The sequence below is a fragment of the Collinsella aerofaciens genome, assembly GCF_039062315.1.
GTDB classification, from domain to species: Bacteria; Actinomycetota; Coriobacteriia; order Coriobacteriales; family Coriobacteriaceae; genus Collinsella; species Collinsella aerofaciens_BG.
On record NZ_JBCJBG010000006.1, the window covers coordinates 97,198 to 112,755 of the forward strand.

Below are 15,558 nucleotides of genomic sequence, written 5' to 3' on the forward strand. Positions count from 1 at the left end.
CGGTTTTGACGTCTGAAAATGTCGATGCTTCGGGGGTCCAAAAACGGCCGTTCACTTCTCGGGAAAAGTATTAGACCTCGAGATATGGACGATGTTTGCGAGCGGCAATTAGAGTGCAAGCCTTTAGTTCTTCTTTGCGGAGAGCATGAGCCTAATTTCCGGATGGGTGTACTCGTCGAACTCTTCCTCGGGCTCGGTGTCAAAGGTGTAGTACGACTTGATAGATTCGTCCTCCGTCTTGATGCTGATTTCTTCATATAGGGATCCGGCTAAAAATGCCTGTTTAAATTCATCCGACGGGCTGCATGGCGTGAGGAGGCCCGGTGCGGCAACGGAAATGTCCAACCCGTTGAGCGGGGCACAGAGCGTCGCGATGTCCTGCTCGGCGCGGGCGAGGTTGTCTGCAAGGCTTGCCTCGGGGTCGATCTGGCTGGTGTAATCGACGTCCGTGAGCATGCCGTCTGCATCGAAAGAAAGGTAGACATAGGCTGCTTGAGCGCCGAGGTCATTATCGCGCAGATAGCCGATAATGCGATAGCCGTAGTCGTGATACGACTCATATGGGTCGTCTGCCGCAACGCGTTCGCACACGGGCTCCAAGGCATCTTGCGCGATGGCGAGCTGCTCGGCGGCTGCAGCCTTTCTTACCTGAAGCTCGTTATTCCCCTGGACAAACTGCGGGATGTAGACGCCAAGCAGCACAATGGCGGGCGCCACTGCGAGAGCTATGATCTGCTTCTTGACGCTTGGAATCGTCACGTCGTATGCGTTTGCCATGGCCTCGGCATTGCTCGAGGTTTCGGCTAGCACGTCCGCCGCGGTGGCAACTGCCCCTACGGCGCTGGCAACCTCGGCGGCGCCGCCCAGGTTGCGCGCAACATCGTTATCGCTGTTCTTGAGCAGGCGGCCGGCTGCTTGCGCGGCGAGCACGCTGGCGACCTCCGCGGAGCGGTCTTTGTTGTTCTGGGCTACCGCAAGCCTGCTCTGCAGCTCCTTCCACTGTTTGCCCTGCATTCCAAAGCGCGGCGCAAGAGCGCAATAGCAAAAGATGGCGAGTTCGATTGCGGTAAGTGCGATGGCGGTATATATGCCCGCGGGTTGGAATTCCTTTTGGTGGAACGCGATATCGTTGATCATTTGGAGCGGCAGCATGAGCAGACATGCTGCGAACGACATGACGAGTGCGGTCGCTGCGATCTTGGGGTACGTGCAATACCGCTGGATGCGTTTCTTTTCTTGCTCGGTGAGCTGCTGCATGGGGCCTCGGCTCTCATCGTTATTCGGGGGCGATGCACACGCACTCTTGAGTATAGATGAGTGGGGGAGCTGCTGCGGGGCGGCCCTACTTGCTGTTCGTGGACACCGTTCACCTTCGTTGCGCAGGGATGGTTGGAGGGCTGGTTGGCGTCAGTAACTGCCTCCGCCTTGTGGGCCACCTCAAGGACAAGGCATAATGCATGTGACAAAGGGGCAGTCCCTTTGCCGCATTGATTTGAGAGTAGATGTTGATGATTCTATCGTTGGCCCCCATGGAGGGGATTACCGGGCATGTGTTCCGTCGCGTGCATGCGGAGTGCTTTGGCGCGCTCGATTGCTATTACACGCCGTTTTTGCCGCCGCCGCGGGTGGGAAACCGCTTTGGCGGCAAGGCGTTTAAGGAGATCGATCCTGCCAATAACCAGGGGCTCAACGTAGTGCCTCAGCTGATGTCCAAGAACGCGGACGAGTTTGTGTGGGCGGCACAGGTACTCGCCGACATGGGATATCGCGAGGTCAATCTCAACTTGGGTTGCCCTTCGGGAACGGTTGTCGCCAAGGGCAAGGGCTCGGGTTTCTTGCGCAATCTCGACGAGCTCGAGGTGTTCTTGAACGATGTGTGCGAGCGGTCGCCGTTGCCGGTATCGGTAAAGACCAGGCTGGGGCTGGAGGGCGACGACGAATACGAGCGTGTACTCGATTTGTATTGCCGCATGCCGCTGGCAGAGCTGATCGTGCATCCGCGCGTACAGAAGGACCGTTATACGGGCTCGCCGCGCAAGGAGTTTTACGGCAAGACGTTGGAGCGGGCGCCGTTCCCCGTGGCCTATAACGGTGACATTTTTGATCTTGAGGATATGGACGCGCTGGTGGAGGCCTATCCCGGCACGCGCCATGTGATGTTGGGGCGTGGCCTGCTCGCGAACCCCGCGCTGGCTCGCATGGTCAAGGGCGGCCCAGCTGCAACGGCTGCTGAGCTGCAGCGCTTCCACGACACGCTGTTTGCGGCATATGCAGAAGAGATTGGCGGCAATGCGGTCTTCCGCATGAAGGAGTGGTGGTTCTACGCCAAGTGCGCTTTCGCTGATCCCGCTACCGTCCACAAGATCGTGCGCAAGACCAAAAAGGTTGACGAATACCGCGCCGCCGTCGAGCGCGTCTTTCGCGAGCAGCCACTTGCACCCATAGCCCGCTTCCACGGCTAGTTAGTCGTCGGGGACGTTCTTTAACGACTAGTCATTTAAGAACGTCCCCGATGACTATGCTGCACTAGAGCAGGTTCTCCTGTACCCACGTGATGATGTCACTCGATTCGTAGAGCGGCTTGCCGTCGATGAACAGGCAGGGAACCTGGCGTTTTCCGCCGACGGCGATGAGCGTCTGCTCGGCATCGGGGTCGGTCGAGATGTTGCGCTCAGGGATGGTCACGCCGTTATCGGCCAAAAAGCGCTTGACCTTTATGCAATACGGGCAGCCGGTCATAACGTACAGAGCGAGCTCGTGATCAGTAGCCATAGGTCTCCAATCGGTTGAGGTTTTGATTGAAGTACCCAAAGCTGCCGCGGTCTATGCGCGCGTCAACGACGACTCGATGGCCTGCACCAGAAACGCCGTGGCTCCGGTGCCGCAGGGCTTGTCGTAGTAGTCAACAAAGCGCTGGTCGGCAAGATAGCCGTGGGCGAGGCCCAGGTACGCCTCGTCTTGGGGCTCGCATCCCCAGTTGAGAGCAATCCAGCGACGATGCATCGCGACAAGCTTACGAGCCTCGTTGCTCTCTGGGTCGCCAATGCCCATGGCAATCGAAAGCTGGCCCAGAACAGCGCGTTCAAGTTCCTTCATGTCGTTCCATGTCTCGGGGTCCATGTCCAGCAGCGTTTCGTTTGCCGCATCGATGGCCTCATCGCCATAGCGCGCCCGCGCTTCGGCGCCGTAGCGCTCCTCGTTTTCCTGCACGGTGCGCCAGCGCTCCAGTTGCGGCAGGACGGCGCCCATGAGCGAGACAGCTTCGTCGAGCGACATACCGGTGTTTTGTGCCAGGCGCGGGGCACAATCCTCAATCATTGCCTCCATGGTGGTCTCGTAGGTGTACTTGCCGTGGTCGTAGCACCACTTGCAGTAATGATTGGTCACGGTGCCCGTGGCATCGGTGCCGCAGTCGTCGGGCGTGAGTATCATGCCGCAGCTCTGGCAATAGTGCTCGGGCATTTCGAGCAGGTGGGACAGCGGTTCTCCGGTTACGGCGGCGATGAGCTTCATCATGTCGATGCCCGGGGTGACCTCGCCGCGCTCCCAGCGGCTGATGGCCTGGCGTGTGACGAAGAGCTTAGCGGCAAGCTGCTCTTGGGTAAGGTGATGGGCGCGACGGACAGCAATGAGCTTTTCTGCAAAGGCCATAGCGGCTCCTTTCTGCTGGTTGATGGCTTAAGCATACGCGGCAGCAGGTGCCCTTCCAAGCAACCGTTGGTTGCATGACGGGGGACCGCGGCGAAGAATTGCGCGCAACGCCCCACACCTTCATGCCGTACAATGGCCGGCATGGAACCTATTGCACACATACATACCGACCTGCCGCAGAAGTTCGGCATTCCGCGCAACAGCTTTTTGGCGCCCCATCTGCAGGGACGCATCGTCTTTAAGCCGGAATTTGCCTCCAATGCAGCGGTTGAGGGCCTAGACTCCTTCTCTCACCTGTGGCTGCTGTGGCGCTTCGAAAACGGAACGCCCGGCGGCACGGCTAAGGACATAGCTACCGATGCCAAGACGCAGGACAGGTCCGGCACCAATGCCAAGTGGTCGAAAACTGTGCGCCCGCCGCGTCTGGGTGGAGCCGAGCGCGTGGGCGTGTTTGCCACGCGCAGTCCGTTTCGCCCTAATCCCATCGGTCTTACCTGCGTCAAGCTCGATCGCGTCGAGCTCACCGACAATGGTCCCATCATCCATGTGCTGGGGGCCGACCTGCGTGACGGCACGCCCATCTACGACATTAAGCCCTACATTCCGTTTGCGGACTGTCACCCGGATGCGACTGGCGGCTGGATTGAGGGTACTCCGTGGCAAGAGCTCGACGTCGAGTTCCCACAAGCGCTGCAGGATATGGTCCCGCCCGCAAAGCTCCCTGGTTTGGTCGAGGTCCTTCGCCAAGATCCGCGCCGCGCGGGCAGCAAGCACGAGCCAAACCGCGTTTACCATTTGGCTTACGCCGGGCTTGACATATCGTTTACGGTCGACGGCGCCAGGTTGACGGTAACCGCCATCAACGACGCGCGGGACTAACCATCCGTCCGTATCCGTCAAAAACAACGCTTAACCCCGCTCCAAAACCGCCCACGCTGGTGGACAATAACGCCTACCAAAACAATCACTTTGCACGGGGGCTCAGCATGAAATACGACTTTAGCTCGCTTATCGACCGCCACGGCATGGACTCCATCGCCGTTGACTCCTGGGGCGAGATCCCCGGTATGGCTCCGAACGCACCCGACGAGGGCTTCGACCGCATTCCCATGTGGGTGGCCGACATGAATTTTGCCACGGTGCCCACGGTCCAGGAGCACATCATTCAGCGCGCTCAGCACCCCATGTTTGGCTACTTTAACCCGCGCGCCGAGTACTTCGACCGCATCATCGAATGGCAGAGCCGTCGCAACGGCGTTGAGGGCCTGGCGCCCGAGCATATCGGCTACGAAAACGGTGTGCTGGGCGGTGTCGTGTCGACGCTGCGTGCGTATGTTCAGCCGGGCGATGCGGTGCTGGTCCACAGCCCCACCTACATCGGCTTTACCAAGTCCATCGAAGCCGCGGGCTATCGTATTGTCCACAGCCCGCTTAAACTCGACGACCAAGGCGTGTGGCGCATGGACTTTGAGGACATGGAGTGCAAACTCGCCCAAAACCACATTCATGCCGCGGTGTTCTGCTCGCCGCACAATCCCTGCGGCCGCGTATGGGAGCGCGACGAGATCGAGCGCGCCATGGACATTTATCGCCAGCACGATTGCGTGGTGATCTCGGACGAGATTTGGTCCGATATCATCCTGCCGGGACACAAGCACATCCCGACGCAGTCGGTGAGCGAGGATGCTCGCATGCGCACGGTTGCCCTCTACGCGCCCAGCAAGACGTTTAACCTGGCGGGTCTGGTCGGCAGCTACCACATCATCTATAACGAAACACTGCGAGACCGCGTGTGCGCCGTGTCCAACAAGACTCACTACAACGAGATGAATGTCCTCTCCATGCATGCGCTTATCGGTGCCTACCAGCCGCAAGGCTACGAGTGGGTGGACGAGCTCAACCAGGTGCTTGCCGGCAATATCGAGTACTTCTGCGATTACGTGGACGAGCATTTTGAGGGCGTGTCCTATTCGCGTCCGCAGGGCACGTACATGGTGTTTCTGGACTGCACCGAGTGGTGCCGCGAGCATGGCCGCGATATTCAGTGGCTGCTCGACGAGGGGGCGCGCGTGGGCGTGGGGTATCAGGACGGCCGTCCGTTCCACGGGCCCTGCCACATTCGCGTGAATCTGGCGCTGCCGCTTTCGCGCGTGAGGGAAGCGTGCGACCGCCTGGACCGCTACGTTTTTAATGCACGGTAAGCGTGCGCTGCATGTGGGGCCTTCTGCCAAGTTGGCTAGAAGGCCCCGTGTGGTAAGGCATCTGTAACCATTGGGCGCAGACCTGCTGAGAGGCTTACTTTTCTTGAATCTGCTTGCCGCAAAGATGCTCAATTGTAATCTCGTAGAGCTGGACGCCCTTGATGTCTTTGGCGATTTCCTCTTCGACTTCCTCGGCAGAAGGGTAGTACTTAAGCGCGAGCTGGCGGACTTTGTCCTCGATAAACGCGGGAGTGTCATTTGCCAGGCGACAGCGGCCAAAGACCACGGTACTCATAACGTATGGAGCCCAGTCACCGTCCTGGTACCACTCGTTGCCGTAAACGGTAAAGCAGACCTTGTCATCGCGCTTGAGTGCGTCGACCTTGTGGCCAGCCTTGGCGCCATGGAAATAAATCTTGTCGTGCTCGGCGTCAAAGAAGTAGTTGACGGGAATGGCGTACGGGTAGCCATCGTCGCCGTTGACGGCAAAGACGCCGCGCTTGCAGGTAGCGAGCAGTTCGCGCGCTTCCTCGTCGGTGATGGCGCGTTTCTTTCGACGTAAGGGCCTAAACATCGTTGGCTTCCTTTCTGGTCGTGCGTGGTGGTTGAGCACAAACTATAGCGAAACGGATCCGTTTTTCTTGATGCGGGCGAGTATGTTTTTGAGCTTGTTAAAGTCGAGCGGTTTGGACAGATGGGCGTTCATGCCGGCATCGTGTGCCGCCTTGGCGTCCTCGGCAAAGGCGTTGGCGGTGAGCGCGATGATGGGGATATCGGCTGCATCGACCTTCTCGCTCAGACGAATCGCGCGGGTTGCCTCATAGCCGTCCATGCCCGGCATCATGATGTCCATCAGAATCGCATCGAAGCTGCCGGCGGGATGTGACAGGTACAGATCGACGACTTCGTTGCCATTGGCGGCGCGGGTGACCACGACGCCCTCGGATTCTAGCAGCGTCTGGGCAATCTCGGCATTCAATTCGTTGTCTTCGGCGAGCAACACGTTCATGTCGGCGAGCGAGCAGTCGAGCACCCTCTCGACCGTATCTGCCCGCGCCTGAGGGTTCTTGTCGATATCGAGCGGAATCTGGACGTTGAACGTACTCCCCACGCCAACCTCACTCGAAATCTCAATCGTACCGCCCATCAGTTCAATAAGCGACTTGACGATTGGCATGCCCATGCCGGTTCCTTGGAACTTGCTGCGCGCATCGTCACCTTCTTGGGCAAACGGTTCATAGATATGCTTTAAAAACTCGGGAGCCATGCCAATGCCGGTATCCGAAACGCTAAAGCAAAAGAGCGCGCGCCCATCATCGAGTGGCTTGGTCTTTGAACTAAAGGTGACGGAGCCGCCGCGCTTGTTGTACTTAATGCTGTTGTCTAACAGGTTGATTATGATCTGTCGGATATGGGTGGGACTGCCGATCATGTATGGCCCCGTGGCGTACGGCAGACTATTGTCCTGCATTGTGATGCCGTTATCGGATGCGCGGAGCTTGCACAGCACCAGCGTATCGTCACAGAGCTCTTTGAGGTTAAAAGGCGCATGTTCCAGAGTTAGCTTGCGGTCTTCGATTTTGCCCATCTCGAGGATGTCGTTGATCAGCGAGAGTAGGTGATTGGCGGCAACACGCGCCTTGGCGCGGCTTTCGCGGGCGGCCTGCATGTCGCCGTCTTTCAATTCCTCAATTTCGATAAGACCCAGGATGCCGTTGAGTGGCGTACGGATGTCGTGGCTCATGCGCGTGAGGAATGCCGTCTTAGCGGCGTTGGCGGCATCGGCTTTCTGCTGTTCTTTCTGCGCGCGGTGAAGCGACCAGACAAGGATGACGATGCCGGTGAGCAAAATGCAGATGACGACTGCCGCAATGACGATGCGGTTGCGGTAGAGAAGTCGAAACGCATCCGATTCTTGCGCCGAGTACGATGTGGGGGAATAACTGCTTGCAGAGAGCGATTCGCCAGCATTGACGATGCCCTTATTAATGATTCCCAACAGCACGGGCTTGCCGCGCGAAATCAAACACGATAGCTGTGCCGTGTCGGTGAGCTCCTGTGTTTGGAAATCCTCGATATCGTAGGTGTCGCGGATGGTTTTCAAGCGCGTGCTGGGGACAATGATGCAACTTGCCTCCCCCTTATTGAGGGCTTCGCGTGCCTCGTTGTCATTCGGATACTCGGTTACCTTTGCGTTGGGGAATAGGTTTGCGAGCTCAAAACGGTTGACGATCGCGTCTGCTGTGCAAGCGATGTTCTTAAGGTCACTGTTCAGGTTGCTGCTGCTGTGAATGGCGGCTAGGGAAACCGTTCCCATCGGGTTTGACAGGATGACCCCTGCCTGCTCGGCAAGCCAGTAGTCGCGAAACAACGGTAGGGCGACATCGATGGTCCCTGTGGAAAGGGCTTTGGTCATTTGCTCGTTGTTCGAGAACGCTACTGTTGCAACCGTAATGCCAAACTTGTCGTGCAACGTCGTTGCAAGCGAGGCGAGCGACCCTTCCATTTCGCCGTCGTCATTTTGCGTGCAGTAGGGGAGTTTGTTTTTAAGATAGCCGATCGTGATGGTGTTGTCGTTTGCTTTGAGCCAGGAGCGCTCGGGGCCGGTGAGCGATGATGAGCCGCTGTTTTGGGCCGAGTAATTCGCCTTGACCTCGTCGTTGTAGCGTGGGTTGACGCGGGCGATTGCCGTCATGGCGGCATTGATATCGTTCATCAGGTCGGGGCGGCTTTTGGGGACGGCAAAATAGTAGTCACTCGAGCCAACGTAGAACATGGGCGACGCATCGGGCGACGAGATGGTGTCGTTCATGATGACGGCGTCGACCTCGCCGTCTGCGAGCGCGTCAAAGAGGGCATTGCCGGTGCTGATTTCTTTATAGGTACAGGTGATGCCTTCGTTGACGAGCCACTGCTGGCCGACGAAGGTTTGCATAGCGCCGGGGTTGCAGCCGATAGTAAGGCCCTGAAGCGCTCGGGGGTCACCCTTGGCCAGGTCGTCGCGATCGGGCTTGGCGTAGATGTAGTAGCGCTCGGTGCCCTCGGGGTTCGAGGAAAAGAGCAACTTTTGGGCGCGTTCCTCGGAGTAGGAGATATTGGGCATGAGGTCGATCTCGCCCGCCTCGAGCATGTCCATAAGCTCGGCGAAGGTGCCGGAGACGTATTCGTATTGCCAGCCCGGCGTGTAGTATGACAGCGTTTGTAGGTAGTCATAACCCCAGCCCGAAAGGCGCTCGCCCGGCGTGCCCTCCTGGAAGCCTTTGTTGTTGACGAGCCAACCAACACGGACCGTCTTGACCTGCTGGCCAGAGTCGGCGGCAAAGGCGGGGACGGGCATGACGGCGCTCAGCACGGCGAGCGCGGTAAGCGCGACAGCCAGAGTGCGATATATAACTGAACGAAGGGCAGCGGAAGCTCTCACATGCAAACCTAACGAATCGAGACATTTCCGCATAAGGATACCAGTTCAGCCTGCCCAGTCGGCAGCTGCACCGCTAAACGGTCTCGCCCGGCAGTTGGGGACAGTCCCTTTCTGCCGGCACAAAAGGAACGTCCCTAACTGCCGGTTGCCTAACTGCCGGTTGTGGGACAATACCGAGCAAACGTGATTGGGCGTCTGGGGAAAAGGGGTCGCGATGAAAAAGCTGAGGACGCTTGCCGATGTTTTGCGCCAGGCCGGTTTCGTGCGTATCACGGGCCTGTTCCTCGTCTTCTATCTGCTGTGCTCGACGGCTGTCTGGCTGTCCGAGCCCACGACCCTTACGTTTGGCGATGGTCTCTGGTTTAGCTTTGAGACCGTCTCGACCATCGGCTTTGGCGATATCCCGGCCGAAACGCCGGTCGCCCGTGCTATTACCGTCGTCCTGAGCGTCATCAGCATCTTCTACATTGCCATGCTCACGGGTGTGGCGGTGAACTACTGCAATACGCTCATCAAGCTGCGCCAAAAGGACACCATGGCGCGCTTTATGGACGATCTGGAGCATTTGGAAGAGCTCGATCGTGACGAGCTCGCCGACCTGTCGCGCCGTGTGCGCGAATATCGCCGACGCCAACGCTAGAACGGGCGCCGCGCGTCACGACGAGGGGGACTGAATATGAATATCACGGTATACCTGGGCGCCAGCGTCGGCAATGACCCGGCGTTTCTGCCTGCGGTGCAAGAGCTGGGCAACTGGATTGGCTCCAACGGGCACGCGCTGGTATACGGCGGGTCCAAATCGGGCCTGATGGGCGCGCTCGCCGATAGCGTACTCGAGGCAGGTGGACACGTGACGGGCGTTGAGCCGAGCTTTTTTATAGAGGCCGAGTTTCAGCACGACGGCATCGATGACCTCATCGTGACGAGCGATATGGCCGAGCGCAAAGCCAAGATGATTGAGCTCGGCGATGCGTTCATCGCCTTTCCCGGTGGGACGGGCACGCTCGAGGAGATTGCCGAGGTCATGTCCGCGGTGTCGTTGGGGCACCTGAGTGCTCCGTGCATCCTGTATAACCTTGACGGTTACTACAACGACCTCAAGGCGCTGCTCGGGCGCATGATTGATAAAGGGCTTTCGAGCCTGAGGCGCCAGCACGGCATCTACTTTGCCGGCGATTTGCGCGAGATTGTCTCGATTATCAACGGATAAGTCTTGAGCCTGCCCCACTATGACTCCCAATGGTGCCGTTTGTGGCGCAGATGGTTGGCTTGTCTGGGTAACGCTCGCTCTACAATAAAACGTAATTATGTCGACTTTGACCGCGGGAGGACCCGATGGACAACCTTGCCAAACCCACAAACCGCGCGCTGTTTTTAGTTAGCGTTGCCGTGACCGGTGCGTTCGCAGGTGCCGCGGTCTGGCTGTTCTTTTTTGCGATGGAGCACGGTATCGACTATCTGTGGACCGAGATCCCCCACATGCTGGGCGCGGCGTCGCCCGAACTCGCCAGCGGCCCGTTCGGTTTTCTGCCGTATCCGTTTTTTGTCTGCCTGCTGGGCGGCCTGCTGATCGGTCTGTACGAAAAGCTTACGGGCACCAAGACCGACGACCTCAACCAGGTGATGGCTAAGGTTAAGCAAGACGGGCGCTACCCGTACGACAACCTGGGCAAGCTTTCGATCGCGGCATTGCTGCCGCTGCTGTTTGGCGGAAGTATTGGACCGGAGGCCGGCCTGACCGGCGTTATCGCGGGTCTGTGCAGCTGGGTCGGCGACCGCATGCGCCGCTTTGGCGCCGAGTTTAGGGAGCTCACGCTGTTGGGCACCCAGGCCGCGCTGACGGCGCTCTTTACCGCGCCCGTCTTTGGCTTTGTGGCGCCGCTCGCCGGTAGCGCCGACGGCCAGGGTGCTAATGACGATGAGTCCGCGTCCGGCGAGATCACCATCAAGCTGCCCAAGGCACAGAAGACTGTGGTCTACGGTATTGCGATTGCCGGCGGCCTGGGCACCTATCTGCTGCTCGGCCAGCTTATGGGCGGCGGCATGGGCATGCCCAGGTTCGAGTCCGCCGAGGTGGGCAACCTGGAGCTTACCTGGCTCATCCCTCTGTCGCTGATCGGAACAATCTGCGGCTGGCTGTACTTTGTCTCTGAGCACGCGAGCGAAGCGTTTGCCCATGCCATAGGGGAGCGCCCTGTCGTCAAAGCCATGCTGGCCGGTCTGGCGCTCGCCATCTGCGGCACGGTTTTGCCCTACACCATGTTTGCCGGCGAGACCCAGGCCGACGTGCTCATGGAAACCTACCTCACCATTCCCGCCGGCGTGCTTATCGCGACCGGTCTGGTCAAGGCCATGCTGACGCCCGCCCTTATCAACCTTGGTTGGCGTGGTGGCCACTTCTTCCCGGTTATCTTCTCGGGTGTGAGCTTGGGCTACGGCCTTGCCATTCTTACCGGTGCCGATCCGGTCTTTTGCGTCGCCGTCTGCACGGCATCGACGATGGGTGCGGTCATGCGTCAGCCGGTCATGGTCGTGGGCCTGCTTCTCATGTGCTTCCCGCTCAAGGGTATCGTCTGCATGATCATCGCCGCAGCCATCGCCGCCGGCATTCCGCTGCCCAAGCCGCTGCGCAAGTAGCGCGGCAGCGCGCAGTCAGTGCAAACATCTCAAGTCCGGTGCGGGCGCTGTGTCACGGATTTACGGGTGGACTGGATTTCGTTCGGTATCGGCGCTACTTCCAAATTGCAAGCGCGGCGGTGCCCAGTACGATGAGGGCGAGACCGATGGCGCTGCGGCGGGAGAGTTTTTCGTTGAATGCCAGGCGCGCAAATAGCACCGATACGACAATCGATAGTTTGTCGATCTGCACCACGACACTCACCTGGCCTGCAGCGATGGCATAGTAATAGAGCAGCCACGATGCTCCAGTCGCGATGCCCGATGTTGCGAGAAATGTGAGTTCGCGCCGGTCAACGTGCGCGACCTGCTCCAGTTTTCCCTTGGCTGCCACGATTGCCCATGCCATAACCAGTACCACGCAGGTGCGGATTGCCGTGGCCAGGTTTGACTCGACGCCTTCGATGCCGATCTTGGCGAGGACGGAGGTGAGTGCCGCGAACACGGCGGCGCCGAGGGCGTAAGCGAGCCAGGTTCGGTCTTGCTGCTGCTCGGGTTCGGCGGACTGCTTCTTCTCGATCATTAAAAACGTGCCGAGGGTGATGACAGCGGTTCCCACGAGCTTAACCGCAAGGTTGCTCGTCTCGTCAAAAAGCGCGATGGCGACCAGCGCGGCGAGCACGGTGCTCATCTTGTCGACCGGTACGACCTTATTGACATTTCCGATGCTCAACGCCTTAAAGTAACAGATCCACGAAGCACCGGTAGCGAGTCCCGAGAGGACGAGAAAGAGCCAGGATCTGGGTTCGATGCTGCCAATGGTTCCAATGGATCCAGAAATGCCCGCCATTGCCCAGGCGAAAACGAGCACCACGCAGGTGCGAATGGTCGTCGCGACATCGGAGTCGGTCTGCTTGATGCCGCATTTGGCCAAGATGGATGTGATGCCGGCAAAGAATGCTGACGCAAATGCTGCGACAACCCACGACACGGGTGCGGTGCCTCCTTGGATAATGGGTTTATCCTGCGAGTTTTATGGACATGAGGATACCGCCCCACCATGAAGGTTTGATATGGCCGCGGCGAGACGGGGGTTATGTTCCGGGGAGCCATTTGGTGAAGGCTCGAATTGTCGATATGCTGTCGACTTCTCTTTGGTTTCCAAGATCTAAACGGCATGCTTCGAAGGGCGGCGGCGTTGTTGCTGCTTCGTCTTATCTAGTAAATGAGGTGGGGTGCCGCCCAAGTCCTTTAGCTGTCGATTACAGATCGCGTACTCGATAGACCTTGGTGCTGACGGTGCAGCTGATTGCACATAGCGCGAGGGCCAGCACGGCAATTCCTGCGCACAGACAGCCCAGAACGGCAGGATCGGGATTCGCTCCGGCAATCGACATGAGCCAGTTGCTGATGGGGTTGGAGGAGCTCAGCGTGGCCATGGCAAGGCACCCGAGCATGGCAAACAGGCCAACGGATAGGCGCAGCGCCTCCATGTGACCAAATCGAAAGAACAGCGGCTGCGCCAAAAACACCATCATGAGGGAGATGAGCATCGATGCTGCCGAGGCGATTGCGATTTCAAAGACAATCTGTCCCGTCAACGGGATACCCGCGCTGTTGAAGAGCGGGAAGGAGACGATGCTCAGAAGCGCGGCGGCGCACGCCGTGACAGCCGAGAAGACAATGATGCTCAGGTAGCGTGCGCAGATGATGTCTTTACGCGAGAGAGACAGCGTTGCGCGATAGCGCTCCCAACCGTTTTGATTGTCGAAGCCGGCCAGCGAGCTCATGACCATGATGGGTGACATGGCACTGACCGCGCAGGCGCCAGCGCTCATGCCGGAATCGCCGTCCGATGCGTTGGCAAGGGTCAGCACGACGAATATGAACAAGCCGACACCCGCAATGCTTGGGGCAAGCGAGCGAACGATGGCGAGCTCGGACATAAAGGCGCGTTTCATTTCGAAGCCCCTTTCAGCGTGAGGCGAAGATAGTCATCAATGGTTGCCCGATCGCAGGGAATCTCGGGAAAGGCCTCGAGCGCTTCGCGACGGTTGGGCACGAGCACGTCCACGCTATAGGCGTGGTGGGCGGCACGGGCGCCTTCGACGCAAGCCATAAGCTCGGCGGCCTGTGCTTGGGTGCAGTGGGCGATGCCGGCGCGGTCGGTAATGTCCTCGCGCGGCAGGTCAAAAATAATCGAGCCATTTTCGATGCAGATGACGCGATCAGCGGTGCGATCGAGGTCGGACGTAATGTGGCTCGAGAGTAACACGCTGTGCTGGCCGTCGGCGACAAAGGCAAGCAGCTCATCAAGCAGTTCCTCGCGTGCCATGGGATCGAGGCCCGCGGTGGCTTCGTCCAAAACGAGCAGCTTGGCATTGTGGCTGAGTGCACAGGCAAGCTGCAGTTTCATGCCCATGCCGCGGGAGAGGTCCTTGACCTTTGTCTTGGGATCGAGGCCAAATCGGTTGATGAATCCGGCGAACGTTTCGCGGTCCCATGTGGGGTACGCCGGTCCTACGAGCGACTCGATCTGGCCCACCCTGAGCGTGGAGGGGAAGGGGCACGTGTCCAGGACAAGACCGACGCGGGAGCGTAGATGGCGTTGCGATTCATCGGGCGCGTCGGCGCCACAGCGCTGCCCAAACAGGTGCACCTCGCCGGCATCGAGCTTTATAAGCCCGAGCGCGGCGCGAATGGTCGTTGTCTTGCCGGCGCCGTTTGCGCCTACAAAGCCAACGATCTGGCCGGGCTCCACAGCGAGCGTGACGTCGCGTAGTGAAAAGCGGTCGCTCACACGGCGTGAGATGCCTTTGAGTTCTAAAAGGTTTTGCATGGTATAGCCTTTCTTTCAGATGGCTACTGCATGGTTTCGGGGGCTACCAGGTCGAGCATCTCGTGCAGTTTGTCGCGCGTGACGCCCAGGGTTTCGGCTTGGCTCGCCGCTTTCGCAAGTAGCTCTTCGATATGGCAGAGCTGGTTTTCGCGCAAGAGTTCCTGGTTGCCCTCGGCGACAAAGCAGCCCTTGCCCTGCACGGTGCAGATAAACCCGAGTTGCTCTAGGTCGGCGTAGGCGCGCTTGGTGGTGATGACGCTCACGCCAAGATCGCTCGCGAGTGCACGGATGCTGGGGAGTTTGGCTCCCGCAGCGAGCGTGCCCGATAAGATCTGAGCTTTGACCTGCGAGGTTATCTGCTCGTAGATGGGCTTATCGCTCGAATTGGATAGGATGATGTCCACAGCGGCTCCTTAGCTGTTGGGCTACACGTGTATATAACCGGTAAGCACAGTATATATACACTATGCACAGTTATGCAAGAGCTAAATGTGGAATAGACCATCGGCGCCGCGCTTGCTCCAAAACAATCTCAATCTGTAACATCTGGGTCCGTTTTTGGTCGCCAACTGTTACAGATTGAGATGTTATTTTCCCGCCTGCCTATTTGTCTTAATCTGTAACAGTAAGAGTCGATTTGCGCGGCTAGATGTTACAGAACGAGACATTGGCTGCCTGCCTTTCCGTTTATCTCGATTTGTAACAGCTAGACCCAATTTGGGCGGTCAGGTGTTACAGATTGAGATTGTGTCGGCGGGCAGGTTTGTTTGTCTCAATCTGTAACATCTGGGTCCGTTTTGGGTCGCCTGCTGTTACAGATTGAGACAATC

15 protein-coding genes are annotated in these 15,558 nt (G+C 58.6%); 6 read left to right on the top strand and 9 right to left on the bottom strand.

Annotated features, from left to right (window positions below; translation table 11 throughout):
- Positions 1-123 precede the first annotated feature (123 nt).
- Positions 124-1,257 (bottom strand): hypothetical protein, encoded by a 1,134-nt coding sequence (locus ABCP74_RS04805; protein WP_343000922.1) that lies wholly within the window; start codon positions 1,255-1,257, stop codon positions 124-126.
- A gap of 251 nt (positions 1,258-1,508) precedes the next feature.
- Here ABCP74_RS04805 and ABCP74_RS04810 point away from each other — a divergent pair, with 251 nt between their 5' ends.
- A complete protein-coding gene (locus ABCP74_RS04810; protein ID WP_343000921.1) occupies positions 1,509-2,462 on the top strand; it encodes a tRNA dihydrouridine synthase in 954 nt (317 codons plus the stop codon).
- Positions 2,463-2,526: 64 nt separating this feature from the next.
- Here ABCP74_RS04810 and ABCP74_RS04815 read toward each other — a convergent pair whose 3' ends face one another.
- Positions 2,527-2,772 (bottom strand): glutaredoxin family protein, encoded by a 246-nt coding sequence (locus ABCP74_RS04815; RefSeq protein ID WP_343000920.1) that lies wholly within the window; start codon positions 2,770-2,772, stop codon positions 2,527-2,529.
- A gap of 51 nt (positions 2,773-2,823) precedes the next feature.
- On the bottom strand, positions 2,824-3,651 hold the full coding sequence (locus ABCP74_RS04820) for a TipAS antibiotic-recognition domain-containing protein (RefSeq protein WP_343000919.1): 828 nt from the start codon (positions 3,649-3,651) through the stop codon (positions 2,824-2,826).
- 141 nt (positions 3,652-3,792) lie between these two features.
- Between ABCP74_RS04820 and ABCP74_RS04825 the strand changes: the two genes are divergently transcribed.
- Both ABCP74_RS04825 and ABCP74_RS04830 read left to right on the top strand, forming a co-directional pair.
- Entirely contained in the window at positions 3,793-4,530 is a 738-nt protein-coding gene (locus ABCP74_RS04825; RefSeq protein WP_343000918.1) for a tRNA (N6-threonylcarbamoyladenosine(37)-N6)-methyltransferase TrmO, read from the top strand.
- Between the two features lie 107 nt (positions 4,531-4,637).
- Positions 4,638-5,852, top strand: a complete 1,215-nt coding sequence (locus ABCP74_RS04830) for a MalY/PatB family protein (protein WP_343000917.1) — start codon at positions 4,638-4,640, stop codon at positions 5,850-5,852.
- A 94-nt stretch (positions 5,853-5,946) separates the two neighbouring features.
- Here ABCP74_RS04830 and ABCP74_RS04835 read toward each other — a convergent pair whose 3' ends face one another.
- Together ABCP74_RS04835 and ABCP74_RS04840 are read right to left on the bottom strand one after the other, a co-directional pair.
- On the bottom strand, positions 5,947-6,426 hold the full coding sequence (locus ABCP74_RS04835) for a pyridoxamine 5'-phosphate oxidase family protein (protein WP_055309987.1): 480 nt from the start codon (positions 6,424-6,426) through the stop codon (positions 5,947-5,949).
- A 42-nt stretch (positions 6,427-6,468) separates the two neighbouring features.
- Entirely contained in the window at positions 6,469-9,273 is a 2,805-nt protein-coding gene (locus ABCP74_RS04840) for an ATP-binding protein (RefSeq protein WP_343011741.1), read from the bottom strand.
- Between the two features lie 214 nt (positions 9,274-9,487).
- On the opposite strand from ABCP74_RS04840, the gene ABCP74_RS04845 reads away from it, so the two are divergent.
- The 3 genes from ABCP74_RS04845 to ABCP74_RS04855 all read left to right on the top strand — a co-directional run bounded on the left by ABCP74_RS04845 (position 9,488) and on the right by ABCP74_RS04855 (position 11,910).
- Complete coding sequence (locus ABCP74_RS04845; RefSeq protein WP_117769866.1) at positions 9,488-9,913, top strand: potassium channel family protein; 426 nt, start codon at positions 9,488-9,490, stop codon at positions 9,911-9,913.
- Between the two features lie 36 nt (positions 9,914-9,949).
- Positions 9,950-10,483, top strand: a complete 534-nt coding sequence (locus ABCP74_RS04850) for an LOG family protein (protein WP_343000915.1) — start codon at positions 9,950-9,952, stop codon at positions 10,481-10,483.
- A 125-nt stretch (positions 10,484-10,608) separates the two neighbouring features.
- A complete protein-coding gene (locus ABCP74_RS04855) occupies positions 10,609-11,910 on the top strand; it encodes a chloride channel protein (protein WP_343000914.1) in 1,302 nt (433 codons plus the stop codon).
- 94 nt (positions 11,911-12,004) lie between these two features.
- Here the strand turns inward: ABCP74_RS04855 and ABCP74_RS04860 are convergent, their stop codons facing one another.
- The 4 genes from ABCP74_RS04860 to ABCP74_RS04875 all read right to left on the bottom strand — a co-directional run bounded on the left by ABCP74_RS04860 (position 12,005) and on the right by ABCP74_RS04875 (position 15,132).
- Positions 12,005-12,880: an EamA family transporter gene (locus ABCP74_RS04860; protein ID WP_343000913.1), complete on the bottom strand. Its 876-nt coding sequence runs from the start codon at positions 12,878-12,880 to the stop codon at positions 12,005-12,007.
- Between the two features lie 271 nt (positions 12,881-13,151).
- Positions 13,152-13,850, bottom strand: a complete 699-nt coding sequence (locus ABCP74_RS04865) for an ABC-2 transporter permease (protein WP_343000912.1) — start codon at positions 13,848-13,850, stop codon at positions 13,152-13,154.
- Positions 13,847-14,728 (bottom strand): ABC transporter ATP-binding protein, encoded by an 882-nt coding sequence (locus ABCP74_RS04870; protein WP_343000911.1) that lies wholly within the window; start codon positions 14,726-14,728, stop codon positions 13,847-13,849. The genes ABCP74_RS04865 and ABCP74_RS04870 overlap by 4 nt, the downstream gene beginning before the upstream one ends.
- A 23-nt stretch (positions 14,729-14,751) precedes the next feature.
- Positions 14,752-15,132, bottom strand: coding sequence for a GntR family transcriptional regulator (locus ABCP74_RS04875; protein ID WP_117820855.1), 381 nt, complete (start codon positions 15,130-15,132; stop codon positions 14,752-14,754).
- Positions 15,133-15,558: the final 426 nt, after the last annotated feature.